The organism is Arthrobacter sp. AL05, assembly GCF_029960715.1.
In the GTDB taxonomy this organism is placed as follows: Bacteria; Actinomycetota; Actinomycetes; order Actinomycetales; family Micrococcaceae; genus Arthrobacter.
Genome location: NZ_JASBRC010000014.1, coordinates 29,203 through 52,634, shown reverse-complemented (window position 1 = coordinate 52,634; position 23,432 = coordinate 29,203). Strand labels below are relative to the sequence as shown.

Below are 23,432 nucleotides of genomic sequence, written 5' to 3'. Positions count from 1 at the left end.
GTCTTGGAGTGGTCGTTGGTGCTAAATCTATTTGTTGCCCGGTTAAGTACCTGCCGGAGCCGGTTCCCGCCAGGAACCGGCGGGACTATTTTTGGCGCTTGTAGAAAGGCAGTGCCACAACTTCGAAAGCTTCGGTTTTGCCGCGCAGGTCGATGTCCAGCGCCGTGCCGGGGTCGGTGCACTCGACGTCGACGTAGGCCATCGCAACCGGGTAGCCCAAGGTGGGGCTGGGCTGGCCGGAGGTGACTACGCCCACCGTGGCACCGTCCTTCAGGACCGGGTAGTGTCCGCGGCCGGCCCGGCGGCCGAGGCCCTTGAGCCCAACCAGCCTGCGGCCCGTTGTGGCACCTGCGCCGGCTTCCTTTTTTGCCGCCAGGGCCGCCTTGCCAACGAAGTCCCCTTCTTTGGAGAGCGCCACAACCGGGCCCAGCCCGGCGGCGAACGGGTCGCCCTCAAGGGAGAGCTCATTGCCGTAAAGCGGCATCCCGGCCTCGAGCCGGAGCGAGTCGCGGGACGCAAGCCCGGCAGGCGTCAGTTCGCCCTCCTCGGCGATGGCGACGAGCGCCTGCCAAAGGGCTGCCGCGTCGCCGTTCCCGACGAAGATCTCGAAGCCGTCCTCACCGGTGTAGCCGGTGCGGGCCAGCAGAAGTTCCTCGCCGGCGCCGCCAAACATCACGGGAACGTCGACGGCGGCGTAGTACTTCAGGCCGGTCACCAGTTCGTGCTGAGCGGCCGGAACCAGCCGCAGCAGGATCTCCTGCGCCTTCGGACCCTGCACCGCGATCAGAGCGGTCTCCGCTGAGGCGTCGCGCACCACAACGTCAAAGCCGGACGCCCGTTCGGCCAGGGCCGCGGCGACGACCTTCGCGTTGCCGGCGTTGGGGACCACAAGGAACTTGTCGGCGCCGGCACCCGCGGCCGGACGGCGATAAGTGATGAGGTCGTCGATGATGCCGCCATCCTCGGTGCAGATCAGCGAGTACTTTGCCTTGCCGACCGCCATCGCGGAGATCTTGCCGACCAGTGCGTAATCCAGGAAAGCGGCCGAGTCCGGACCGGTGACCCAGACTTCGCCCATGTGGGAGAGGTCGTACAGGCCCGCAGACGTGCGGACGGCGTGATGCTCGGCGAGTTCGGAGCTGTACTTGAGGGGCATCTGCCAGCCGCCGAAGTCCGTGAAGGAAGCGCCGAGCTTTTTGTGCTCTTCGTACAGTGCCGTGTAGTTCTCAGTCATCGTTGGCTGTCCCTAGTTCTTAGAGTCGGAGTTGGCGGCGGCGTCGTCGGGGTGGACTGCTGTGTCTTCTTCGAAGGATTCGAGCGGCGGGCAGGAACAGATCAGGTTCCGGTCACCTGCCGCGCCGTCGATCCGGCCGACCGGCGGGAAATACTTGTCCTGCTTGGGCGTGCGGCCGGGGAATACTGCCTGCTCGCGCGGGTACTCCCGGGCCCAGCCGGTACTGATAACGGCGGCAGCGGTGTGCGGGGAGTTACGCAGCGGGCTGTGTTCAACAGTGAACTCGCCGTGCGCCACCTGGTCAATCTCGGCCCGGATGGAAATCATGGCCGCGATAAAACGGTCGATTTCGCCGAGGTCCTCGGATTCGGTGGGTTCGACCATCAGGGTGCCGACCACAGGGAACGCCAGCGTCGGGGCGTGGAAGCCGTAGTCGATGAGGCGCTTGGCGACGTCCTCGGCGGTCACGCCGGTCTTTGCCGTGAGTTCCCGCAGGTCCAGGATGCATTCGTGGGCCACGAGTCCGCCTTCGCCGGTGTAGAGCACCGGGAAGTAGTCATTGAGGCGGGCCGCAATGTAATTGGCAGCGAGCAGGGCCGACTTGGTGGCTTCGGTGAGGCCGTGGCCGCCCATGAGCTTAACGTAGGCCCAGGAGATCGGCAGCACTCCGGCCGAACCGTAGCGGGACGCCGAGATCGGGGTGCCGCCGGCGCTGTTGGCCGAGACGGCGTTGTTGGCATCGCCCGGCATAAAGGGTGCCAGGTGGGCCTTGGCAGCGACCGGGCCCACGCCGGGGCCGCCGCCGCCGTGCGGGATGCAGAAGGTCTTGTGCAGGTTCAGGTGCGAGACGTCGCCGCCGAACTGGCCGGGTTGAGCCAGCCCGACGAGGGCATTGAGGTTGGCACCGTCGATGTAGACCTGGCCGCCGGCGGCGTGGACGGCGTCGCAGACTTCCCGAACGTCGGCGTCGAACACCCCGTGGGTGGAGGGGTAGGTGATCATGATCGCGGAGAGCGCATCCCGATGCAGTTCGATCTTGGCCTGCAGGTCGGCGTGGTCGATGGTGCCGTCGGAGGCGGTGGCCACAACAACGACCTTCATGCCGGCCAGCACGGCGGAGGCGGCGTTGGTGCCGTGCGCGGAGGCCGGAATGAGGCAGACGTTGCGCTGCACGTCGCCGCGGGAGAGGTGATAGCCGCGGATCGCGAGCAGGCCGGCGAGCTCGCCCTGGGAGCCGGCGTTGGGCTGGATGGAGACCTGGTCGTAGCCGGTAATCTCGGTCAGCTGGGCTTCGAGGTCCTCGATCAGTTCACGCCAGCCGGCGGTCTGGGATTCGGGGGCGAAGGGGTGGATGGAGGCGAACTCCGGCCAGGAGATGGCCTCCATCTCGGCCGTGGCGTTCAGCTTCATGGTGCAGGAGCCCAGCGGGATCATGGTGCGGTCCAGCGCCAGGTCGCGGTCCGAGAGGCGGCGGATGTAGCGCAGCAGCTGGGTTTCGGAACGGTGGGTGTTAAAGACCGGGTGCTGGAGGTAGTCGGAGGTGCGCTCCATGCCGGCGTCCACGCCGAAAGCCGCATCCTCCGCAACCGACGCCCCGAAGGCGGCGACGACGTCGGCGACGATGGCCGGCGTCGTGGCCTCATCGGCGGAGATCCCGACGGTGTCCGCATCGACGGGCCGCAGGTTGATGCCCTTGGCGTCCGCGGCGGCGATGATCTCGGCGGCCTTGCCCGGGACGGAAACGGTGACCGTGTCAAAGAAGCTGGTGTGCAGCACGTCCAACCCTGCGGCCCGCAGCGAGGCCGCGATGGTCCGGGCGTGCCCGTGCGTGGTCTCAGCGATCGCCTTCAGCCCGTCCGGGCCGTGGTAGACGGCGTAGAAGGAGGACACGATCGCCAGCAGGGCTTGCGCCGTGCAGATGTTGGAGGTGGCCTTCTCCCGGCGGATGTGCTGTTCGCGGGTCTGCAGCGCCAGGCGATAGGCCGGGACGCCGGCATTGTCCTTGGAGACACCCACGAGCCGGCCGGGCATGGAGCGTTCCAGGCCCTTCTGAACGGCCATGTACGCTGCGTGCGGTCCGCCAAAGAACAGCGGGACGCCGAAGCGCTGCGCGGATCCGACGGCGATGTCCGCGCCCTGCTCCCCCGGAGGGGTGATCAGGGTCAGGGACAGCAGGTCCGCGGCCACGGTCACGAGGGCGCCGCGGTCCTTGGCCTCGGCGATCACGGCTGTGTGGTCGAAGACGCGGCCGGAGGCCCCGGGCTGCTGCAGGACAACGCCGTTGATAACACCCTCGGGCAGGCCCGTGGACAGGTCGGCAACTTCGACGTCAAAGCCGAGGGCCTCGGCCCGGCCCCTGACGATCGCTATGGTCTGCGGGAGGCAATCGGCGTCCAACACGGTCTTGCCACCTTGGGCGGACTTGTTCTTGTTGGCCCTGCGCATCATCAGCACGGCTTCGGCGACGGCGGTGGCTTCATCCAGCAGCGAGGCGTTGGCAATCGGCAGGCCAACAAGATCCTGGACCATGGTCTGGAAGTTCAGCAGCGCCTCGAGCCGGCCCTGGGAGATTTCCGGCTGGTACGGGGTGTAGGCGGTGTACCAGGCCGGGGCCTCAAGGATGTTGCGGCGGATGACCGGCGGGGTGACGGTGTCATAGTAGCCCTGCCCGATCATCTGCACGGCGGTCTGGTTCTTGGCCGCGAGCTTGCGCAGCTCGGCGAGGACCTCTACTTCGCTCAGGGCGCCGGTGAGCTGCAACGGCGAGTCCTGGCGGATGCCTTTGGGCACGGCCGTGTCGACGAGCCCATCGACGGTGTCGTAGCCGACAGCCTTCAACATGGCATCGACGTCGGACTGGCGGCGGGCGCCGATGTGCCGGTCAACGAAGGACGTGGAGGCTGAGGATACTGTCACAAGGAACTCCATCACTAAGGCGGCGCAGGGTACGCAGCATTGATTCGGGTTCCTCCCCGCTCTGTATTGGACCTGAGAGTTTCCGCGCAGCCCTGCTCTCGCAGGTCTCCGCTTGCACCGTCGGTGAGCACAGCATGTCAAAGGACAGCCTGCTACTTTCCAGAGTTGCCTTGCCGCGGCGGTACATGGGCCTGAGAGATTCCTGGGGAGGGTTTGCTCCTACGGCGCCTGCTTGTACCTACTTGCAGAACTCTCCCGCCGCAGATCAAAGGCATATTCAATTTCTCGTGACCGCAGTCACAGCTTCCATTGTCCTATGCCCGGCCCCGGTCCGCAAACTCCCGACGCCGCCGGCACGAAGTCGCGGGTCAGCTGCGAGATCGCCGCAAACTTCCGGCGACCTCGTGCGCTTCCGGCGATTTCGGCGCGGAGCCGCCTCAGCCGCGAAGCCGGTCCACGGCGGCGAGAAGACTCTCGAGATCCGCAGCGACCTCCGGCATCGGACCGCCGGGGCCACGGGCAAGCATGGCATTGAAGTACAGGCCGTCCCCCATATAGAGGACCGCCTTGGCCATCGCCGGCCCGACGTCGCCCGCGAGCAACTCCAGCCAACCCGCCTGCGCGGCGGCAAATCGCTGGAGGGCCTCTTCGTGCGCCACTTCGGCCAGCCGGGTCGCCGCCACAAAGACCCGGTCCAGGGGGGTGCCCGCCCACAGGGAGGACTTGATGAAGTAGGCCGCGGCCCCCTCCGGCGCATCCGCCATCGCCCCAAGGTCTTGTGCCAGCAAGCCGTCCAAACGCTCCAGGAGCATCGAGACCATCGCTTCCTTGGTCGGGAAGTGATAGAGCAGCCCACCCTTGGAGACGCCGGCGAGTTTGGCCACGGCGTCCAGGGTGGCGGCACGCTCGCCTTCTTCGATAAGCAGGGTTTCGAAGGCGTCAAGGACGGCTTCGCGGGCAACTGGTTTTCTGGCCATGATTCCTATCTTGCCCGGTGCCCGGACCGGGTTCTGGTTGACATTTCTTAACTATACCGTCTGGACGGTATAGTTATCTCCATGAGCAACACAGCAGTCAGCCACAACAGCACCAAAGCGCTCGGCACACAGCCCGGCGATACAGCAGCCATAGCGCCGCCGCGCGCGCCCTGGCGCGACTGGCTGGCGCTGGCGCTGCTGATGTTCCCGGTGCTGCTGGTGGCGGTGGACAACACGGCCCTGACCTTCGCATTGCCGTCGATCGCCCGGAGCCTCGACGCCTCCGGGATCCAGCTGCTGTGGATTGTGGACACCTACCCCTTGGTGCTGGCCGGCCTGCTCGTGGCAATGGGCAGCCTGGGCGACAGAATCGGCCGCCGTCGGCTGCTGTTCATCGGCAGCACCGGATTCGCGGCTGTCTCCGCGGTCACCGCCTTTGCTCCAAGCGCCGAGTGGCTCATCGCCGGCCGGGCGGGGCTCGGGTTCTTCGGCGCCATGCTGATGCCCTCCACCCTTTCGCTGATCCGCAACATCTTCCCTCAGCCCAACCGTCGACGGCTCGCGGTGGCGATCTGGGCTGCGGGTTTCTCCGGCGGCGCAGCGCTCGGCCCGATCTTCGGCGGCTGGCTCGTGGAGAACTTCTGGTGGGGCGCCATCCTGCTGGTCGCGGTGCCGATCATCCTGCCCCTGTTGGCGCTCGGTCCGCTCCTCGTTCCGGAATCCCGCGATCCGCATCCGGGCCGCGTGGACGTGCCGAGCGTACTGCTGTCCCTGCTGGTGATGGTTCCGGTGGTCTACGGCATCAAGGAAATCGCCACACACGGGCTCGCTCCCGCGCCGCTGGCCATCACCGCCGGCGGCCTGCTGATGGGCTACGTCTTTGTCCGACGCCAGCGTGCCCTGATGCAGGGCGGCGGAAATGCCCCCCTCCTGGACATCAGCCTGTTCAGCAACAGCGTCTTCAGCACCGCGATTACGGCGAATGTGCTTGCGCTGTTCTCCTTCAACGGCTTCATCCTGTTCCTGGCCCAGCATCTGCAGCTGCTCGAGGGCCAGTCCCCCTCCGAATCCGGCGTCGCGCTTGTGCCGGCACTTATCGCCACGGTTGTCTCAGGCCTGCTGGTGGTCCCGCTCGTGCGGAAGGTGCGCCCCGGTTTTGTGGTGGCCGGGGGGCTGCTCCTGAGCGCCGCGGGGTATTGCCTGGTCGCGTTTGGCAACCACAACAACGGGCCGGCCCTGCTGCTGGCCGCGCTGCTGGTCCTGTGCCTGGGCGTCGGCTCGGCGGAAACCATCTCCAACGACCTGATCCTCGGCGCCGTCCCGGCCGAGAAATCGGGCGCAGCCGCCGCGATCTCGGAGACCGGCTACGAGATCGGATCCTTGCTCGGAACAGCCGTGCTGGGCTCCATCCTGACAGCCTCCTACCAGCACAACCTCCGGCTTCCCGCCGGCGTCGCCGAAACGGCGCCGGCGGGCGCAACGGCCCAGGCCGCCGAAACACTCGCTGGCGCCATAGAACTAGCCAACACGCTGCCTGGACCCTTGGGCGCAGCGGTGACAGCGGCCGCCCGGACGGCGTTCGATTCCGGCGTCCACGTCACTGCGGCCATCACGATGGTGCTGATGGCAGGCACGGCTGTGCTGGCCGCCGTCGCCCTGCGCAAGGTGCCAAAGGCGAAATAGCCGGGCCGGGAGCGCTACTTGCCTTCCGGGGTCGTAACGCTGGCGCTGGCCCGCATGGTCTCCGCGTTAACCATCCAGGCGTACTGCTCAAGCTTGGCGATGAATGCGTGCAGCAGGTCCGCCGTTGTGGGGTCTTCTTCATCGACTTCGTCGTGGACCTTGCGCATGGTGCCCACGGCAGCCTCCAGGGCCGCCACGATCCGCTCAATGGCGTCCTTGGTGTTGATCAGTCCGGTTGGGAATTCCGCGAGAGCCGTGGACTTTGACACCGTGGAGCTCCGGCCATCCGGCAGCGCGTGGAGGGCCCGCATACGCTCTGCCAGATCATCAGCGAATTCTCGGGCCGCGTCAATGATTTCGTCCAGCTGCAGGTGCAGATCCCGGAAGTTTGTCCCGACGATATTCCAGTGCGCTTGCTTGCCCTGGACATGCAGTTCAATCAGGTCTACGAGCACTGCCTGAAGATTGGCGGTGAGGGTCGGTGAAGCTTTCATACGTCCTCCTGGGTAGGTCCGGTACCGTTGCGTCCGATATTTCCGACGCTACCCCAGGGCGCAGTCCGGGAGCCACGGTCCCGCCGAAATTTCTCCCTTAGCTTACTAAGCTGGCTTACTAGCACTCGGGTGCATGGTTGCGTGATGGCTTAGACAGCTTGGTTGAGCACCGGCCCGGTCGGATACAGGGTCCTGGTGATGCCCCCCGCCGTGGCTTCAGCAAGCTGGGAGAGGTAGTCGTTACGGCGCCGCGGCGTGATCCTGGACTGGGGCTCGAAAGCCTCTCCGGGATGGTCCGTGTAGTGGGCGGTCAGTCCGTCCCGCATCAACCGGATGGCCTCGGAGCGCTGCTGGGAGACCGCCGCATGGGTGGATCCCAGTTCCGCGGCCAATTCCTTGACCGTCCGGTCCCCGAAGTAGATCTCTTCCACCACGTAGCGCATCCGCACGGGAAGGGACTTGACCGCTGCACGGAGGTACTGGAGGCGCTCATCCGCGAGTACAGAGTGCTCCGGGGTCATGGTTTCGGCAGCCAGCGTGTCAACGACGGCTTCGTCCAGCGGCGTCAGCGTGCGGGAAGCATCGGACAGCGCCGCCTCCACAACACTCTGCTGGACACCCAGCGCCGCGGCGATCTCGTCAACGCTGGGCTTTCGGCCCAGGGCGGCGGCGAGGGTCTCCTGGACCGACATGGTTTCTTTCATCCGGCGGCGTGCTGAGCGGGTGGCCCAGTCGCTTGCACGCATCTCATCAGCAAATGCGCCGAGGATGCGCCGGCGCGCGAACGCGCCGAACGGCACGCCGAGGTCCGGGTTGAAGGCGTCAGCAGAAGTGATCAGGGCAATAGCACCAGCAGACGCCAGGTCATCACGGGAGAGGTGTGAAGCCTTTGAGCACAAGTCAGAGACGAGGTAGCCCACCAGCGGAAGATGCTGCGTGACCATCTCGTTGCGTTCCACGCGATTCAATAGAGTGTCCCCCCATGAGACGGGTTACAAAAGGCTTAAAAGACCAAGAGCCGCACCCAAAAAATGGGCCCCGCGCTCCCCCATGGAAGTCGGTATTCACGGCCCGGGCGCAGCACCCAAGACGAAACTTATCACCTCATCCAGATTCCGCGTGTAATCTCAGGACAATGCTTGGGTGAAATTGCGGTAACGCTTCACAGTCGGGGCGGCAGGGGAAGGAAGCCCATGGGTGCAGGCGAACTTTCGGCAGCTCTCTGGCAGGAGCGCCGCCAGCTTGAACTGCTGATGTTCAGGCTTGAGACGCAGCGACTTCATGTCCTGGCCGGCAACATCGAGTGGCTGAGGTTTACGGCCTCCGACGTGGAGAGCGCTCTGGACCGTTTGCGTTTTGAAGCTTTGGCCCGAAGTGTTGAATCCGCTGTTGTCGCCGCGGACTGGGGCCAGCCTGCTGAAGCGCTGCTGAGCGAGCTGATTGCTGCGGCGCCCCCGGGGCCGTGGCCGGAAATCCTGGCCGGGCATTTAACCGCCCTGCGCGAACTGCTTCAGCTGCTGAAGGACGAGACGCGCACCGGGCAGGAGTTGCTTGCGGAACTCCGCCGCACCGCCGCACCCGGCGGAGCCGGGCCTGATAGCAGCGGGGAGCTTGACGAGCTGACCCGGTTGGGAAATATCGAGCGCGCCCTGGCTGTGATGCACGGGACGGCGCAACCATTCCTTTCCGACTATCTCCGTGACGTTCCCGGCTGATGCCTGCTGCCACAGAACCGTCGGTGACTACTCGCTGCCCCCTGCGGGTATTGCCGGCCGGGCTTTCGGAAGCAACCCGCGGAGGGCATCCTCAGCGTCCGGCCCGGCATTGGCTGCGGCCAGGTTGGCCAAGGCGATCGCCTCGACGACTTCTTTGCGCTGGATCGAAATTCCACGCGGGGCGTCAATCCCGATCCGGACACCATCACCGCGCCCTTCCAAGACCGTGATGACGATCCCGTCGCCAATCATGATCTGTTCGCCCGGCTTGCGTGTTAGTACCAGCATGCTCTCAATCTACCCTTCGTTGGGGGTGGCGGAGGACTAGTCGGGGATGCCCGTCTGTGTCAGAGGTGCGCAACCCGGGCCTGCCGTGCGTCGATCCAGCCCACGGGCAATTCGAGGGCATTAACGGTTTCCGGAGTGTCGGTCTCGGTTGCTCCGATGACAGCGACGGCGTCGATGTGCAGCTGGGCGGAGAGGACGTTGACCCAGCGCTCGGTGTCTTCCGGCTTGCGCCCGGCATCAACGACGACCCAGACCTGGTCGGCGGCGAGCGCAGCGATCGGGTGGATCCGGGCCGCCGCATCGCCGGAACGGCCCACACCGAATGCTACGAGGACAGTCCGGTCCATCAGCACGGCCTGCGCGCGGGCTGCCGTTGCGCTCTGGCGCCCGTCCACGTGCAGGTGGCCATATGCGGACAGCTGCCCTCCGGTGCGCACATCGGCGCCGCCCGCTGCGGTGGACATGGCAAGCGCGGTGTCGAGGGCGTCCTCGCCGAGGCCGACAAGCACCACCAGGTCCCCGATGCCGGACAGCGGTTCGGGAGCCCGGTAGGCTCCGTGAAACCTTGGCGACGGCGAAGGCGCAACGGTCCCGGGCAACACCAGGATGTCCTCGGTGACACCGGCGCCGAAGTTGTCCGCAGCAGCCGATCCGGGCGCCGGGACTACGGGTACTGCGGGCGGTGCCTGGCGCGGTGGCAGCCGGTCCGGGACGCGCAGCCCGGCGCCGAGCTGCGCAAGCACTTCGGCAAAGTCCGGCGACTCGGTGGATACCCCGGGGGTTCCCTGCCGATGAAGCGTCATTTCCGCTGCATCGGCTTCTTCCAGCAGTGCTGCTATCGCCGTGGATTCAAACTGATGGGACCGGGCCGCGGGCACGTCCATAAACCCGGCCTCGGGACCTTCTGCCCGCACCGGCGCTGGTGCTGGCGCGGCGGGTGTCGCCGGTGATGCCTGCGTTGGTGCTGGCGCGGCGGGTGCCGGCGCGGCAGTTGACCGGCCAAAAACAGCGCGGAGCGGTCCCCTGCCGCCTGACCGTCCCGGCGGGATCGCGTCCGGCACAAGCTCGGCCGTGAAGACATTCGTTCCGGTGACCTCGGATTCCGCGGGCACCTCGATCACTGCTTCGTAGTGGTCGCCGGCAAACAATCCGGCGATGCCCGGGCTGATGACGCGGTCCGCGGAGATAATGCGGGCCTTGGGACCGTGCTGCAGCTGTGCTTTGAGCCGGATCTCGTCCAGCGATGCTCCCTTAAGCCGATAGCGGTTCGGCATGGCGAACGACTCCTACGGTTTCTATCTGGACATTGGCGCTGGTCACCTCACGGTAGGACAAGACTGGCAACGATCCCGGCTGCACACCAACAAGGCGGTGAATGGCGGGGCGGAGCGCCGGGGCGCACACCAGGACGGCTTGCCGGTTCGCGGCGACGGCGGCATCTGCAGCCGAGCGCACGGAGCGAAGCACCGCGTCGAGCCTGTCCTGGCCCATTACGATCTGGCTGCCGCCTTCGGCAGGGCGCATGTCCTCCAGCATCGATTGTTCCAGGACAGGGTCGATCATAATGACGTTGAGCACCGGGCCGACCATGAACTTGGCCGTCAGCGCCGGCCCCAGCGCCTGCCGGGCCGATTCGACCAGCGACTCAGGGTCCGTGGATACCTTGGCCCGGAGGGTGAGGGCCTCATAAATGCGGGCCAGGTCATTGATGGGTACCTGTTCGTCGAGGAGGCCTTGCAGCACACGCTGGACTTCCGCGAGTGAGAGCAGTGCGGGGGTGAGTTCGTCGACGGCGGCGGGGCTGATTTTGCGGACACCCTCAGTCAGGACACGGACGTCCTCGCGGGAGAGCAGCCGGGCCGCGTTCGCGCTGACGATGGATGACAGGTGGGTGACCAGGACCGAGACGCGGTCGATCACCGTGGCGCCGGCCATCTCCGCGTTGTGCCGCATCTCCGCGGGGATCCACTTCCCGGCGAGCCCAAAGACCGGCTCGATCATTGCCAGGCCGGGCAGCGAATCGAGGTTGTCACCCAGGGCGAGCATCTGGCCGCTCGGTGCGGTGCCGCGGCCGGCTTCGACCCCGGCGATCCGGATGGAGTAGGTGGCCGGCGGCAGGTCCACGCTGTCCCTGGTCCGCACCGGCGGAATGACAAGTCCGAGTTCCATGGCGATCTTGTGCCGGAGCGACCGGACCCGCGCGAGCAGGTCATCGGAGGCGCCCGAGACCATGTCCACAAGGTCGGGGGCGAGCAGGATCTCCACCGGGTGGATGCGCATGTCCTCGAGCAGTTTCTCGTTTGGGTCCATCTCGGGGTAGTTCAGTGCCGTCGCCTCGTCCGCCTGGACCTTCCCTTCGGCCTTTAGCCGCGCGGCTACCCGCCTTGACGCGAAGATCATGCCGGCCCCGACGATCAGGAACGGCACCGGCGGCATCCCCGGGATCAGAGCCATGGCGACAGCCGCCAGCCCGCCGATCATCAGCGCATTCGGCGACTGCAGCAACTGGGTGGACGCCGTATGTCCCATGTCCGATTCGGCATTGGAGCGCGTGACGATCATGCCGGTGGACACTGCCATCAGCAGGGCCGGAATCTGCGAGACGAGCCCGTCACCCATGGTCAGCAGACCGTAGGTGTTCAGGGCCTCACCAATCCCGAGGCCGTCCTGCAACATGCCAATCGCGATGCCGCCGACGAAGTTGATGACGATGATGATGATGCCAGCGATCGCATCACCCTTGACGAACTTGGAGGCTCCATCCATGGCGCCGTAGAAGTCAGCCTCTGCGGATACCTCGGCGCGGCGCTCACGCGCCTGGGTGTCCGTGATGAGGCCGGCGTTGAGGTCCGCGTCGATCGCCATCTGCTTGCCGGGCATGGCATCGAGGGTGAACCGGGCACCGACTTCGGCCACCCGCTCGGCGCCTTTGGTGACCACAACAAACTGGATGACAACAAGGATCAGGAAGACAACGGCCCCGATGACAATGGAGCCGCCCACTGTGACTTTGCCGAAGGCCTCAATGACCTGGCCGGCGTAGGCCTCTCCGAGGACCAGCCGGGTCGACGCGACATTGAGCCCCAGCCGGAACAGCGTCGCGACCAGCAGCAGCGAGGGAAAGACGGAAAAATCAAGCGGCTTTTTCACAAACATGCTGGTGAGCAGCACCAGCAGCGCCAGCAGGATGTTGGTGACGATAAGGAAGTCCATCAGCGGTGCCGGAACGGGCACCACCAGCAACAGCACGATGCCGACAATGCCGATTGGCACCGTGAGCCGCGCGAGCCTGTTGTTCATGATTGGGTCCTTTCCCACATGCTGTTTCCTCTGCTGTTACTGCCGCACCCGGGTTGGGTCCTCATACCGAAGCTCCGGCCATGTAGTGCATTCCGGCAGCGGAACCGCGCGCTTTGAGCGCCATCACGAAGGCGAGCACCCCGGCCACGGCCCGATAGAAGTCCGCTGGGATCTCCTGGCCGAGTTCGCAGGCCCCGTGCAGTGCCCGTGCCAGCGGAATGTCCTGGACCATCGGGACGTTTTTGGCCTCGGCCTCGGCCCTGATCCTGGCAGCGACGTGGCCAGACCCTTTGGCCACCACCCGCGGGGCGGATTTACCGGGTTCATACTTGAGCACCACCGCCACGTGCGTGGGGTTAACAAGCACAACGTCGGCGTCGCCGATTGCGGAGATCATCCGGTTACGGCTCATCTGCATTTGGCGGGCCCGCCGCTGCGATCGGATCAGCGGGTCGCCTTCGCTGTTCTTGTTTTCGTCCTTGATTTCCTTCTTCGTCATCCGGGTCTTTTTCCGGTTGCGACGCATCACAACGAAGAAGTCCGCTGCCGCCAGCGCAATGCCGGCAGCCACTGCGAACTGGATGAGCGAGGCGACGCCGCCGGTCGCCGCGGTGACCACACCGGATACCGGAAGGCCTCCGGCGGTCAGCAGGACCGGGACCAGGCCCTGCACAACGCCGTACAGCACCACACCGACCACGCTCGCTTTGAGCAGTGCCTTCAGGCCACCCCAAAGCGCCTGCGTTCCGAACATCCGTTTGAGTCCGGGAAGGGGTTTGAAATGCTCGAAATCGAGTTTGAACTTCTTGAAGTGCACACCGCCCTGCAGTGCGGCGCCGGCCAGGACCACCACAAAAACAACCACCAGCATGGGAGTGATAATGCCCGCGATGGCGCCCAGACCGTGCTCGAGGGTGAGCAGCGCCGTGCCGGGATCAGGCGCGGCCACGATACCGCGGACACTGAAGAGCTGGTCCGCAACGGCGTTGGCGGCGCGCTCCACGGTGGAGGGAATCATGATTGCCGCAGCACCCACACCAACCCAGGCCGTGAGGTCCTGCGAGCGGGACAACTGCCCTTTGGAGCGGACCTCCTTCATCCGTTTATCGGTGGCTTGCTCTGTCTTTTCACCGGAATCCGACACTAGCCCACCCCCAGGACGGCCTTGGCGGCCTGCCCGGCGAGGCTCGACACGATCCGCGGCAAGGCCACGAACATAAAGCCGGCCAGAAGCAGCGTGAGCAAAATCTTGAGCGGAAAGCCGAGCGCGAAGGCGTTCAGCGCCGGTGCCACCCGGGTCAGGAGACCGAGGCCGACGTCGGCCAGGAACAAAACGACCATCAGGGGTCCGGCAATCTGGACCGCTGCGAGGAACAGGCCGGTTACCGCCGATGTCATGGCTTGGACGGGCTGGGCCATGTTAATGCCGCCGGCCAGCGGCAGCGCCGTGAAGCTTCCGGTGAGCCCGGTGATGATCAACTGATAGCCGTCGGAGGCGAAGAGGAGCGCAAGGGCAGCCATCTGGAGCAGCCTGGTGAACTGCGCGCCGTTGACGTTCATTTGCGGATCAAAGCCCTGGGCCAGCTGGAAACCGCCCGCGAGGTCGATCAGGCTGCCGGCCGACTGGATCGCGGCGAAAATCACCATCACGATGAATCCCAGGACAAGACCGGTGGCGAGTTCGAACACCACACCTGTCACAAAGCCGGCAGTGTCACGCGCAGCGTAGCCGCTGGAGACTCGCTGGGAGACCGCGAGTCCGAGCCCCAGGCCCAGCGTGGCCTTTACCCGGGCCGGGAAGGCACGGTAGGCGAACGGCGGAGCCACAATCAGGAAGGCCGTCATACGGACGCTGGCCAGCAGGAACGCCTCCAGCCACCGCGGGTCGATCGGGATGCCCACGTCACATTCCGCCCAAAAGTCCGGGGATCCTGGCGAAAAGATCGTTGGTGAAGGACACCATTTCCGAGATCATCCAGTGACCGCAGACCACCAAGGCGATGGCGACGGCGGCGGCCTTAGGCACGAACGAGAGGGTCGCCTCCTGCAGTTGGGTGATCGACTGCACGAGGGAAACGGCCAGCCCGACCACCAGGGCCGTGACCAGCACCGGCGCGGAGAGCTTGGCACCCACAAGCATGGCCTGAAGGCAAATATCGAGGACGGCGTTGGCGTTCATCCGGTGCCCGCATAACTCTGGATCAGGGCAGTGATAATCAGGCCCCAGCCGTCCACCAGGACAAACAGCAGGATCTTGAAGGGCAGGGAGATCATAACCGGCGGAAGCATCATCATGCCCATGGACATCAGCGCCGCGGAGACGACGAGGTCGATAACCAGGAAAGGGATAAAAATTACAAAACCAATAATAAAGGCGGCACGCAGTTCAGAGACCATAAAGGCCGGTATCAGGGTCTGCAGCGGCACCGCGGCGGGGCTGTCCGGATTTTCCATTCCGGCCGCCCTGGTCATAAGGGCGATGTCCTCCTGCCGGGTGTGTGCGAGCATAAATTGCTGCAGCGGGCCCTTGCCGACGTCGACGGCGGCGTTAAAGTCCAGGGTCCCGTTCAGGTAAGGCTGGACCCCGAGGTCGTTCATCTCGGTGATGACGGGAAACATCACAAAGATCGACAGGAACAGTGCCAGCCCGGCGAGCACCTGGTTCGGCGGGATGGACGGCAGGGAGAGCGCGTTTCGCGTCATGGCCAAGACCACAAAAATTTTGGTGAAGGACGTCATCATCAGCAGCAACGCCGGAGCCACCGAGAGCAGCGTGATCCCGATCAGGGTCAGGACGGCCGTTGAGGGCTTACCGTCGACGCCGTTGATCTGGATATTGATGCCGTCACCGGGTGCCGAGGGGTCTGTGGGCGGCACCGGGGGCGCGGGGACTATGGGTGCGGCGTGGCCGGCGGAGGCGTTCAACCACAGCAGCAGGACGGCAAGCAGCACCGCTGCCAGTCCCAGCACCAGTGCCCTGCCGGCAGAGCTCCGGCCGGCCCGGACTAATGGATCGGTGTTCAACGGCGGCGTCCGCCCCTGAGAGCTGCGGCGGCCTGCTTCCACGTGGAGCCGGCCAGGATCGAGCCGTGCAGCGGCGGGTGGCCTGCCGGACCGCGGGAGTGGGAATTCCGGTGGATGGAGCTGCGCCTGTGCATCGGGGCGCCGGGGGTTCCGTCGCCGGCACCCTCGGCGGAAAGCCCGTCACCGGCGCTCTCGTCGTCCTTCCGCGCGGCGGCGGCGCGGGGGCTGGCGGCGGCGAGCAGCCGGGCGAATTCGCCGAATCCGGCGTTGGCTGCAGGCACGGACTCCTCTTCGGCTTCGGCCGGGATGTCGCCGCTGTGCAGGACGTTCACGGCATGCTCGGTAACACCGAGCATAAATCGCCGGCCGGCGGCGTCGACGACTACCACTGAGGCCTTCTGTCCCAGGCTCTGCCGGCTGACAACCGTCAGGGCGCTGTCAGCCCGGCGTCGTCCGTTGCCTTTGCCGAGCCGGCGCTGCAGCAACCACATAAGGCCAAGCACCGCGCCCAGGGCCACGACTACCCGCAGCCCGAGGATCAGCGAGTCCATTCAGCTGAGCCCCTCGGCGACGTCAAGGATGCGGGTGATGCGGACCGCATAGTCCTGGTCGAGGACCACAACCTCTCCGTGCGCAATCAGGCGGCCGTTGAGCAGCACATCCGCGGGCGCGCCGGCGGAGCGGTCCAGTTCAATGACTTTTCCCGGTTCCAGCGAGAGCACGTCCCGGACGGACATCCGGGTCCGGCCAATCTCCACCGTGAGCGCCATTTCGATGTTGTTGATCCGGCCCAGCCGGCCCGCAACGGCGCCGCCGCCGGTGCCTTCTGCGCCGCGGCCGAAACCGTTGGTGTTCTCGCGCAGCCGGACCGCGAACCAGGCGGCGGCGTGGTTGCCGTCGGACAGTTCGAAAACGGCGGTGTCCGGATCGGTCAGGAGGCCGGCGGCGTCGGATTCACGCAGATCGGAAAGCACACCGGCGCCAAAGACCGAACTCGCAGCCTCCATGGCAGGGCGCAGCACATCGGTGACTGCTACGACGCCGGGCTGGGGGCCGGCCATACCACCGGCGGCCTCGTCCAGGAACGTCCGGTCGATCAGCAGCAGGGCAAGGTCAGCGGTCACCGAGCCGACGAATGTCGCCGTCACGGCCTGCCGGGCATAGGGCGCCGCGGCCCGGGCCGGCACCAGGGCGACGACCTTCAGTGCCACCGGGCTCGGGAGCTCTTCGACAAGCCGCTCCGCCGACGACTCGTGCTTGGTCAGGGTGATGCTCATCAGGGGTTCTCCTCGATTGTGACAATAACAGCGGCGGCGCGGGAGCCGTTACGGGCCGGCGCGGCGGTGGCCAGCCTCGTCCCGTCGAGTGTGACGTCGAACGGCCGGTTCTCCAGGTGCGGCAGCGGCAGGACATCGCCGACGGCAAGACCCAGGACCCGGCTGGGGGTGATAAACGACGTCGAGAGCCGCACCGACAATTCCACCGGCACCTGCTCCAGCTGGGCGCCAATCCTCACCGGCGCGTCCTCCCGGCTGTCGGTGGGGTTGACCTTTTTCAGCCGGCCCAGCAGAACGTCGGCCGGGATGGCCAGGGTTGCCGGCGCGCTGATGTCCCCAACAATCATCGTGAACGAAGCCACGATCATCAGTTCACTTGGCGCGGCGGCCTGGGCAAATTGGGAGTTGTATTGGATGGTATCGACGCGGACCGCTTCGTTGAGCAGCGGGCCCAGGGAGTAACTCAGATCCTCGAGCGCTTCGTTCATCAGCCCCTGGACCAAGGCCTGCTCGATCTGGGTGAACTTACGGTCCGGCATTGGCGAGTCTGCGGAGGCGCCGAGCATCCGGTTGACCCAGCCAAGGGCCGAGGGGCTGGGGAACTGCACCACAAGTTTGGAATCGTTGCCCTCGACGGCGCACAGGACCATGGCCGTGACCGCCGGAATCGACGCTGCGTATTCGTCGTAGCTCAGCATGGAAACGTCTTCCAGCCGCACCACCGACTTGACCCTGACCTTGGCGGTAAGCTGCGTTCCCCACTGGCGGGCAAATGTCTCGAAGGCCAGCTCCAGCACCCGGCTGTGCTCACGGGCCAGCGTCGCCGGACGACGGAAGTCGTAGACGCTTAAGGTGCGCTCGCGCACTACTTCCCGTTCATCGATAACACTCACGTCTCGCACTATCGGCAAGGCACCCCCGCGGGTAAGCCAATCCGCAGCTATTTCTGCAGCATATTCATCGCTTCCGGTATCAGGGACCGGACGACGTCGGGCTGGTCGGACAGGACCACAATGTCAACCCTGCGGTTCAGCTCCATCAACTCAGGTGTGGAGTCGTCGTTGACCTGCCGTGCGGAGCCGAAAGCAACCGCACCGATGGCGGACTGGGGGACGCCGCCGCGCTCCACCATAAAGCGCAGGACGTTCACCGCCCGGGTGGAAGACAGTTCCCAGGTGGAGGGGAAGGACGTCACGCCGTTAGCTGCGTGTCCCTCCACCATGACCTCCATTCCGGCCGGCGCAAGGACCGGAGCAACAACATTAAGGACCCGGGTGGCCCGCCCGGTCAGTTCCGGCCTGTCGGGTTCGAAGAATGTTTGGGATCCAACGAGTTTGACGGTCAATCCGCGTGGATCGATTTGGAACTCCACGTTTTCGCTAAGGTTTTCCGCCGCCAGCCCCGCTTTCATTTTGTCCTCCAGGGCCTGGAGCCGATTGACTTCCTTCATGGCCTGTTCCAAGGCTGCCGGGTCGACATTGGGCTGCGCATTCGCCGCCTGGCCTGCCGCCGGCTGCGCCTGCGCCTGCGCCTGCGCCTGTACGGCAGCGAACGCTTCAAGGTCCTTATTGGCCTGGTCCGCCGGGACCACGGTTCCGGTGGCCGTGTCGACGGTTTCGGACGCGACGGCGCCAAAGCCGGTGGCGAGGGAATTACGGAGTTTCTCGAATTTGTTAGCGTCGACGGTGGACATCGCGTACAGGACGATGAACAGGCACATCAGGACGGTGACCATATCCGCGTAGGACACGAGCCAGCGTTCGTCAACGTGGTGCTCTTCGGGGGCGGCCCTTTTGGACCGTCGCCGGGGGCTCATGCCGCGTCCTCCAGCGGTTCTCCGCCCTTGGATGCTTTTTTGGGCCCGGACTTTGGTGCCTTCCCGGCGCCGGCCTTGAGTTTGTAGTCGGGAACCATTGCGTTGAGCTTCTCCCGCAGCAGGATTGGCTGGATGCCTGCCTGCAGGGCCAGAACGCCTTCCATGATCAGGGTCATTCGGTCGACCTCAAGTTCGGAGATCTTTGCCATCCGGTCCCCGATAGGAAGCCAAATGAAGTTGGCGGAAAGGACCCCCCAGAGCGTAGCGACGAAGGCTGCGGCGATCATGTGTCCGAGCTCGTCCGGTTTCGACAGGTTTTCCAGGACGTGGGTCAGCGAAACGACTGTGCCGATAATGCCGATGGTGGGTGCGTAGCCTCCCAGCATCTTGAAGAACTTCGAGGCCGTGTTGTCGGACTTCATCTTGGAGCTGATGCCGTCGTCGAGCATTTCCCGGAGGTCCTCACCATCGGTTCCGTCGGCGATGTTCTGCAGCGCAATCTTCAGGAACGGATCCTTGGTGGCTGCAGCGTCGCTTTCCAACGACAGCAGGCCTTCTGCGCGGGCCCTCTCAGCGAAGACAATGATCTCGTCGATGCTGACCTGCGGCGGGACGGTCTTGCCCTTAAACGCGTTCGGCAGCGCTTTGAAGGCGTGCACCACGTCCTTAAGGGTTGATCCTGCAAGCCCGACGGCGAGCGTCGCACCAAAAACCAGGATCATCGGTGCAGGCAGCAAAAGGCTGGTAATACTTGCGCCTTCAAGGGCCACCATGGCGTAGATGGCGCCAAACGCCATCAGCAGCCCGATAATTGTTGCCGGATCCATGGCCTACTCCCCCGGCCGGTCGGTACGACCAACGTCTGCGGCGTCCTCGGACGGAACCAGGCTGAGGTGGTAGCCGGTCACGGCCGGAAAGTCCCGGGCCTTGCTCAGTACATAAGCGCGGTACTCGGCGATCAGTTCAACCACTTCGGCGAGGCTTTCGAGCACAACGTACGTAGCTCCGTCGAGGGTGACAAGGTGGGTGTCCGGGCTCTCGTGGATCCGTTCGATGAGGTCGGGATTGACCGCGAAGCGCGTTCCGTTGAGTCGAGTTACGACGATCATGGGCCGATTCTGCTCTGTATAGGGGATGGTGGTCTACGATCTACTGTCGGCCAACCGGACTGATTGGTTAGCTGCGTAGGCTTGGTAATATGCGGCCTGGCGGCGGACACCGCGTTAGTTACAGTGAGTGATGTTCGTTACAGTGAGTGTTGTCAACGATCCGCTGGCTGGGTAGGCGTGGATCTGCCGAACAATGGGGAGCATACGCAGTGGTACCGCAGTGGCTTGTCTCAGCAGGCGATCGTCTTCCCCGCGGGGCACGGTCGCGACACCCTGCACCGTGGCGCCGCGCCCTGGGTTGCCTGTCCGGTGCGGCCCTGGTGCTGGCGGCGGCCATAACCGTCCGGTTGTCCGGGTCCGTGGAGGCCTACTTTCTGTTTTTCCTCGCAGTACCCGTGATTGCTTTGTTCGAGGACTGGCTGGCCATGGCCGTGGCCACAGTCGTGGTCGCCGGGAGCCCGGCCTTCCTGCAACTGGCTTTTGCGGGTGCGTCCGGATCGTTGCCGCCGGCAAATTCCGCGCTCCTGGGTGCAGCGTTCCTGCTTGAAGGCGTCCTGTGCCTCATTCCGGCATTCGTCCTCGCCGGGACACGAACCGCGGAACTCGAGAAGCTGGGGGCATTGGAGAGCCAGGCACTGCACGATCCGCTGACCGGGCTGGCCAACCGATCGCTCCTGGCTGCACGCCTCAGAGAGGCGATGGCCGCGAGCCGGATCACCGGGGTGCCCATGCTGGTCCTGGCGGTGGACATTGACGGCTTCAAGCCAATCAACGATTCGTATGGACATGGAGCCGGGGACGCGCTGCTGGTGGAAATCGCCCGGCGGCTCCAGTTCTGCCTCCGGACCGGGGACACCGCGGCACGGACCGGCGGAGACGAATTCACCCTGCTGCTGCCGGGCTCCGGCTTGGACCAGGGCCCGGCGACGGCGCTGCGCGTGATGGATGCCGTCGCCGCCCCGGTTCAGGTCGCCGGGACTGAGCTGCGGATGAGCGCAAGCGTCGGCATCACTGCCGGATCAGGAATGGATGGCCCGGAACAACTGCTGGCGGAAGCCGACACGGCAATGTACGCAGCGAAACACTCCGGCCGGAGCCGCTTCGTCATTTACGACGCGACCCAGCGCCAGGATACCCGCGGCGCCCTTGAGATTAGCCCCAGCGATGCCAGGTGCTGGGCCGCATACACCGTCCAGCTGCGCCTCCAGATCGCCTCAGCCAAGGACCTGGGCCTGCTGCCGGAACAAACCCGGGGCCCGGAAACGGCCCGGCGGACCCTCGAAAGCCTGCTGGCCGCCATCGGGCAGCTCCCTGACCCGGAGCAACCTGACGGTGAGCAGCGGACAAAACTGCCCCTGCCGCAGTCCCGGGCCCTGGCGGAGTTCGTTTTCCACCATCAGCTGGTCCAGCAATGGGCCGACTCCCTCGTGAGCCAGGGCATCCTCACCGCCAGCCGGCCGGCCGCGGCGGAACGCTTCTGGAGCGATCTGCGCGACGCTGTAACCGTCGCCGAAAACCCGGGGCCGCGTGCCGGCAGTGCTTCACGGAACACTCTTGACACCAACTTCGCCGCCGACGGGGCACTCCAAGCAGGAAAAGGGACCGGTGGCGCTCCCGCCCCGATCCCGCGGATGAGGGCGTAGCCGGCTTCTGCCTATGGATGCCATAACGTCCCCCGATCGGACCTACGCCGCGTGCGCCACCGCAGGCAGTTGGTGCCAGGCGGTCGCATCGGAATGTACCTCCACTTCAGGGCGGGCTCTCAGAAGAGACGTGATACTCGGTCGAAACGTGAGGCATATCTGGTTGCAGGCTAATGTCTCAGCCGAAGCCGCGGATCTCAAAAAAAGACAGCCCTGGCTCCGAAGATCTCCGTAGCCAGGGCTGTCGCTCCGATATTTAGGAGCTAGTCACGTTTTCCGGGTGATTAGCGCTTGAGCTGGGTCAGTTCCTGCAGGACCTCGTCGGAGGTGGTGATGATGCGGGCGTTGGCCTGGAACCCGCGCTGGGCCACGATGAGGTTGGTGAACTCCTGGGAAAGGTCCACGTTGGACATTTCCAGGGTACCGCCGGAGAGTGTGCCGAGCCCTGGTGCACCGGCACTGCCGAACTGCACCCCGCCGGAGTTGCCGGTGGCCGTGTAGGACGAAGATCCTGCCTTTTCCAGACCGGCCGGGTTGGTGAACTTGGCCAGGGCGATCTTGGCCATCACCTGTTTGGTGCCGTTGCTGAAGGAGCCGATCAGGGATCCGTCACTGCCCAGCGTGTAAGACTCAAGCGAGCCGGCAGCAGAGCCGTTCTGGCCGGCGACCGTGAGGGTTTCGACTTTTGCGTAGCCCGAGAGTTTATTCAACGCGACAGTAATGCCGCCGACGGTCAACGCGCCGCTGGCCGTCAGTGTGCCGTTGGCTCCCTGTGCGAGGCCCACAGTGACGGGTCCGCTGCCGTCGTTACCTGTAACATTCCAGCCGGTGGCGGTCTTGTCGAAGGTCAGATTGAGGTCACGCGCAGCACCGGCGCCGTCGTAAACCTTGACCACGCGGTTCAGCGACGTGGGAACGGTCGCGTCGCCGGGCAGGTTCCCGTCAAGTGAAACCGCGTTGGTTGCCGTGGCGACCATGTTGTTCGGGTTCAGCGTGATGGTGCCGACGGCGCCGGTCGTGTTGACCGCGCCGTTGGCGTCGGCCTTCCACCCCTGCAGGATGCCGCCGTCGGGGCTGACCAGCTGGCCGGCAGCATCGAGGTTAAAAGCACCGGCACGGGTGAACAGCTGCTGGCCGCCCTTGCTGGTGACGAAAAAGCCGTCTCCGGAGATCATCATGTCCGTGGCCTTGCCGGTGGCCTGCGAGGACCCCTGGCTGAAGTTGTTAGTAACCCCGGCAACGCGGACGCCCAGGCCGATCTGGGCAGGGTTGCTTCCGCCGGTGCCGCCCTGCGGAGCCGTGGCGCCCTGGGTCAGCTGGGACAGGGTGTCCTGGAACTGCGTGGTTCCGGACTTGTACCCGGCTGTGTTGACGTTGGCGATGTTGGCGCCGGTAACATCCAGCATGGTCTGGTGGGCGCGAAGGCCGGAAATTCCGGAGTAGAGCGAGCGGAGCATGGCGACTGCCTTTCTACAAGGTGGGAAAACTGGTCAAAATCTAGGGTCAGGGAGCGGACGGAGCGACGATTCCGGTGATGGAATCGAGGGGGATGGATAGTTCGCCGATGGTCACCGCCGGTTTGTCGCCGGCGAACGAAACGGCAGTAGCAATGCCGCTGCCCGCGGTGCCGTCCGGCAGCGTATAGCCGACGGAATGGCCGATCAGCTGGGCTGCCGCCGAGCGCATCTGCAGCGAAAGCCCATCCTTGCTGCTTGCTGTCAGCTCGGTCATTTTTTCCATCATGGACAGCTGAATGGTTTGGGCCATCATCGCGTTGGTGTCCATCGGGGCACTCGGGTTCTGGTTCTTCAGCTGGGTCACGAGGAGCGTCATAAAAACGTTGGAGTCCATGGTCTGCACCGGGGCGCGGACAGCGGGAGTCTGGTCCCCCGCCGCACCGGTTGTCGGCTTGATCGGGATGGACGGTGTAGCGATCGGCTGAATCGTCATCTGTGG

The 23,432-nt window shown here is 65.2% G+C and carries 23 protein-coding genes and 1 riboswitch; of the genes, 3 read left to right on the top strand and 20 right to left on the bottom strand.

Annotation, left to right across the window (positions count from 1 at the left end):
- Positions 1 to 85: 85 nt before the first annotated feature.
- From gcvT to QK287_RS15520, 3 genes are all read right to left on the bottom strand, one after another.
- Positions 86 to 1,234, bottom strand: a complete 1,149-nt coding sequence (gene gcvT, locus QK287_RS15530) for a glycine cleavage system aminomethyltransferase GcvT (RefSeq protein WP_282360674.1) — start codon at positions 1,232 to 1,234, stop codon at positions 86 to 88.
- Positions 1,235 to 1,246: 12 nt separating this feature from the next.
- Complete coding sequence (gene gcvP / locus QK287_RS15525) at positions 1,247 to 4,150, bottom strand: aminomethyl-transferring glycine dehydrogenase (protein ID WP_282360673.1); 2,904 nt, start codon at positions 4,148 to 4,150, stop codon at positions 1,247 to 1,249.
- A 169-nt stretch (positions 4,151 to 4,319) separates the two neighbouring features.
- Positions 4,320 to 4,418, bottom strand: a riboswitch (glycine riboswitch).
- A 169-nt stretch (positions 4,419 to 4,587) separates the two neighbouring features.
- Positions 4,588 to 5,127: a TetR/AcrR family transcriptional regulator gene (locus QK287_RS15520; RefSeq protein WP_226776362.1), complete on the bottom strand. Its 540-nt coding sequence runs from the start codon at positions 5,125 to 5,127 to the stop codon at positions 4,588 to 4,590.
- Positions 5,128 to 5,208: 81 nt separating this feature from the next.
- Between QK287_RS15520 and QK287_RS15515 the strand changes: the two genes are divergently transcribed.
- Positions 5,209 to 6,810 carry an MFS transporter gene (locus QK287_RS15515; RefSeq protein ID WP_226776361.1) on the top strand — a complete coding sequence of 534 codons (1,602 nt, stop codon included), beginning with the start codon at positions 5,209 to 5,211 and terminating at the stop codon, positions 6,808 to 6,810.
- Between the two features lie 14 nt (positions 6,811 to 6,824).
- Here the strand turns inward: QK287_RS15515 and QK287_RS15510 are convergent, their stop codons facing one another.
- Positions 6,825 to 7,304: a DNA starvation/stationary phase protection protein gene (locus QK287_RS15510; protein ID WP_226776360.1), complete on the bottom strand. Its 480-nt coding sequence runs from the start codon at positions 7,302 to 7,304 to the stop codon at positions 6,825 to 6,827.
- A gap of 149 nt (positions 7,305 to 7,453) precedes the next feature.
- Positions 7,454 to 8,272: a sigma-70 family RNA polymerase sigma factor gene (locus QK287_RS15505; protein ID WP_282360672.1), complete on the bottom strand. Its 819-nt coding sequence runs from the start codon at positions 8,270 to 8,272 to the stop codon at positions 7,454 to 7,456.
- A gap of 225 nt (positions 8,273 to 8,497) precedes the next feature.
- Here QK287_RS15505 and QK287_RS15500 point away from each other — a divergent pair, with 225 nt between their 5' ends.
- On the top strand, positions 8,498 to 9,019 hold the full coding sequence (locus QK287_RS15500; protein WP_282360671.1) for a flagellar protein FlgN: 522 nt from the start codon (positions 8,498 to 8,500) through the stop codon (positions 9,017 to 9,019).
- A gap of 27 nt (positions 9,020 to 9,046) precedes the next feature.
- Here QK287_RS15500 and QK287_RS15495 read toward each other — a convergent pair whose 3' ends face one another.
- The 13 genes from QK287_RS15495 to QK287_RS15435 all read right to left on the bottom strand — a co-directional run bounded on the left by QK287_RS15495 (position 9,047) and on the right by QK287_RS15435 (position 19,833).
- Positions 9,047 to 9,307: a carbon storage regulator gene (locus QK287_RS15495; RefSeq protein ID WP_226776357.1), complete on the bottom strand. Its 261-nt coding sequence runs from the start codon at positions 9,305 to 9,307 to the stop codon at positions 9,047 to 9,049.
- A gap of 59 nt (positions 9,308 to 9,366) precedes the next feature.
- Positions 9,367 to 10,581 carry a hypothetical protein gene (locus QK287_RS15490; RefSeq protein WP_282360670.1) on the bottom strand — a complete coding sequence of 405 codons (1,215 nt, stop codon included), beginning with the start codon at positions 10,579 to 10,581 and terminating at the stop codon, positions 9,367 to 9,369.
- Positions 10,559 to 12,607: a flagellar biosynthesis protein FlhA gene (locus tag QK287_RS15485; RefSeq protein ID WP_282360669.1), complete on the bottom strand. Its 2,049-nt coding sequence runs from the start codon at positions 12,605 to 12,607 to the stop codon at positions 10,559 to 10,561. Before QK287_RS15485 ends, QK287_RS15490 begins: the two co-directional genes overlap by 23 nt.
- Positions 12,608 to 12,668: 61 nt before the next feature.
- Entirely contained in the window at positions 12,669 to 13,751 is a 1,083-nt protein-coding gene (locus QK287_RS15480; protein ID WP_226776353.1) for an EscU/YscU/HrcU family type III secretion system export apparatus switch protein, read from the bottom strand.
- A complete protein-coding gene (locus tag QK287_RS15475) occupies positions 13,751 to 14,509 on the bottom strand; it encodes a flagellar biosynthetic protein FliR (protein ID WP_226776352.1) in 759 nt (252 codons plus the stop codon). Before QK287_RS15475 ends, QK287_RS15480 begins: the two co-directional genes overlap by 1 nt.
- Before the next feature lies 1 nt (position 14,510).
- Complete coding sequence (gene fliQ / locus QK287_RS15470) at positions 14,511 to 14,786, bottom strand: flagellar biosynthesis protein FliQ (protein WP_226776351.1); 276 nt, start codon at positions 14,784 to 14,786, stop codon at positions 14,511 to 14,513.
- The gene (fliP, locus tag QK287_RS15465; RefSeq protein ID WP_282360668.1) at positions 14,783 to 15,631 is read right to left on the bottom strand and encodes a flagellar type III secretion system pore protein FliP; all 849 of its coding nucleotides are present in this window, start codon (positions 15,629 to 15,631) and stop codon (positions 14,783 to 14,785) included. The genes fliQ and fliP overlap by 4 nt, the downstream gene beginning before the upstream one ends.
- A complete protein-coding gene (fliO, locus tag QK287_RS15460; RefSeq protein WP_282360667.1) occupies positions 15,628 to 16,182 on the bottom strand; it encodes a flagellar biosynthetic protein FliO in 555 nt (184 codons plus the stop codon). Before fliO ends, fliP begins: the two co-directional genes overlap by 4 nt.
- On the bottom strand, positions 16,183 to 16,908 hold the full coding sequence (gene fliN / locus QK287_RS15455; protein WP_226776348.1) for a flagellar motor switch protein FliN: 726 nt from the start codon (positions 16,906 to 16,908) through the stop codon (positions 16,183 to 16,185). It lies immediately after the preceding gene.
- Complete coding sequence (locus QK287_RS15450) at positions 16,908 to 17,801, bottom strand: flagellar motor switch protein FliM (RefSeq protein WP_226776347.1); 894 nt, start codon at positions 17,799 to 17,801, stop codon at positions 16,908 to 16,910. Before QK287_RS15450 ends, fliN begins: the two co-directional genes overlap by 1 nt.
- A 47-nt stretch (positions 17,802 to 17,848) precedes the next feature.
- Complete coding sequence (locus QK287_RS15445) at positions 17,849 to 18,724, bottom strand: flagellar motor protein MotB (protein WP_226776346.1); 876 nt, start codon at positions 18,722 to 18,724, stop codon at positions 17,849 to 17,851.
- The gene (locus QK287_RS15440; RefSeq protein ID WP_226776345.1) at positions 18,721 to 19,551 is read right to left on the bottom strand and encodes a MotA/TolQ/ExbB proton channel family protein; all 831 of its coding nucleotides are present in this window, start codon (positions 19,549 to 19,551) and stop codon (positions 18,721 to 18,723) included. Before QK287_RS15440 ends, QK287_RS15445 begins: the two co-directional genes overlap by 4 nt.
- Positions 19,552 to 19,554: 3 nt before the next feature.
- Positions 19,555 to 19,833, bottom strand: a complete 279-nt coding sequence (locus QK287_RS15435) for a flagellar FlbD family protein (protein ID WP_226776344.1) — start codon at positions 19,831 to 19,833, stop codon at positions 19,555 to 19,557.
- A gap of 209 nt (positions 19,834 to 20,042) precedes the next feature.
- Here QK287_RS15435 and QK287_RS15430 point away from each other — a divergent pair, with 209 nt between their 5' ends.
- Positions 20,043 to 21,476: a GGDEF domain-containing protein gene (locus tag QK287_RS15430; protein ID WP_282360665.1), complete on the top strand. Its 1,434-nt coding sequence runs from the start codon at positions 20,043 to 20,045 to the stop codon at positions 21,474 to 21,476.
- A 284-nt stretch (positions 21,477 to 21,760) separates the two neighbouring features.
- On the opposite strand, the gene QK287_RS15425 is transcribed toward QK287_RS15430, so the two are convergent.
- Both QK287_RS15425 and QK287_RS15420 read right to left on the bottom strand, forming a co-directional pair.
- Positions 21,761 to 22,933, bottom strand: coding sequence for a flagellar hook protein FlgE (locus tag QK287_RS15425; RefSeq protein ID WP_226776342.1), 1,173 nt, complete (start codon positions 22,931 to 22,933; stop codon positions 21,761 to 21,763).
- Positions 22,934 to 22,979: 46 nt separating this feature from the next.
- On the bottom strand, positions 22,980 to 23,426 hold the full coding sequence (locus QK287_RS15420; protein ID WP_226776341.1) for a flagellar hook capping FlgD N-terminal domain-containing protein: 447 nt from the start codon (positions 23,424 to 23,426) through the stop codon (positions 22,980 to 22,982).
- Between the last annotated feature and the right edge of the window lie 6 nt (positions 23,427 to 23,432).

Bases quoted from the DNA above. Each gene is read 5' to 3' on its own strand.
- gcvT (WP_282360674.1), bottom strand. From the start codon at position 1,234: ATGACTGAGAACTACACGGCACTGTACGAAGAGCACAAAAAGCTCGGC.
- QK287_RS15520 (WP_226776362.1), bottom strand. From the start codon at position 5,127: ATGGCCAGAAAACCAGTTGCCCGCGAAGCCGTCCTTGACGCCTTCGAA.
- QK287_RS15515 (WP_226776361.1), top strand. From the start codon at position 5,209: ATGAGCAACACAGCAGTCAGCCACAACAGCACCAAAGCGCTCGGCACA.
- QK287_RS15510 (WP_226776360.1), bottom strand. From the start codon at position 7,304: ATGAAAGCTTCACCGACCCTCACCGCCAATCTTCAGGCAGTGCTCGTA.
- QK287_RS15500 (WP_282360671.1), top strand. From the start codon at position 8,498: ATGGGTGCAGGCGAACTTTCGGCAGCTCTCTGGCAGGAGCGCCGCCAG.
- QK287_RS15495 (WP_226776357.1), bottom strand. From the start codon at position 9,307: ATGCTGGTACTAACACGCAAGCCGGGCGAACAGATCATGATTGGCGAC.
- QK287_RS15490 (WP_282360670.1), bottom strand. From the start codon at position 10,581: ATGCCGAACCGCTATCGGCTTAAGGGAGCATCGCTGGACGAGATCCGG.
- QK287_RS15485 (WP_282360669.1), bottom strand. From the start codon at position 12,607: ATGAACAACAGGCTCGCGCGGCTCACGGTGCCAATCGGCATTGTCGGC.
- fliQ (WP_226776351.1), bottom strand. From the start codon at position 14,786: ATGAACGCCAACGCCGTCCTCGATATTTGCCTTCAGGCCATGCTTGTG.
- fliO (WP_282360667.1), bottom strand. From the start codon at position 16,182: ATGGACTCGCTGATCCTCGGGCTGCGGGTAGTCGTGGCCCTGGGCGCG.
- fliN (WP_226776348.1), bottom strand. From the start codon at position 16,908: ATGAGCATCACCCTGACCAAGCACGAGTCGTCGGCGGAGCGGCTTGTC.
- QK287_RS15445 (WP_226776346.1), bottom strand. From the start codon at position 18,724: ATGAGCCCCCGGCGACGGTCCAAAAGGGCCGCCCCCGAAGAGCACCAC.
- QK287_RS15440 (WP_226776345.1), bottom strand. From the start codon at position 19,551: ATGGATCCGGCAACAATTATCGGGCTGCTGATGGCGTTTGGCGCCATC.
- QK287_RS15435 (WP_226776344.1), bottom strand. From the start codon at position 19,833: ATGATCGTCGTAACTCGACTCAACGGAACGCGCTTCGCGGTCAATCCC.
- QK287_RS15425 (WP_226776342.1), bottom strand. From the start codon at position 22,933: ATGCTCCGCTCGCTCTACTCCGGAATTTCCGGCCTTCGCGCCCACCAG.
- QK287_RS15420 (WP_226776341.1), bottom strand. From the start codon at position 23,426: ATGACGATTCAGCCGATCGCTACACCGTCCATCCCGATCAAGCCGACA.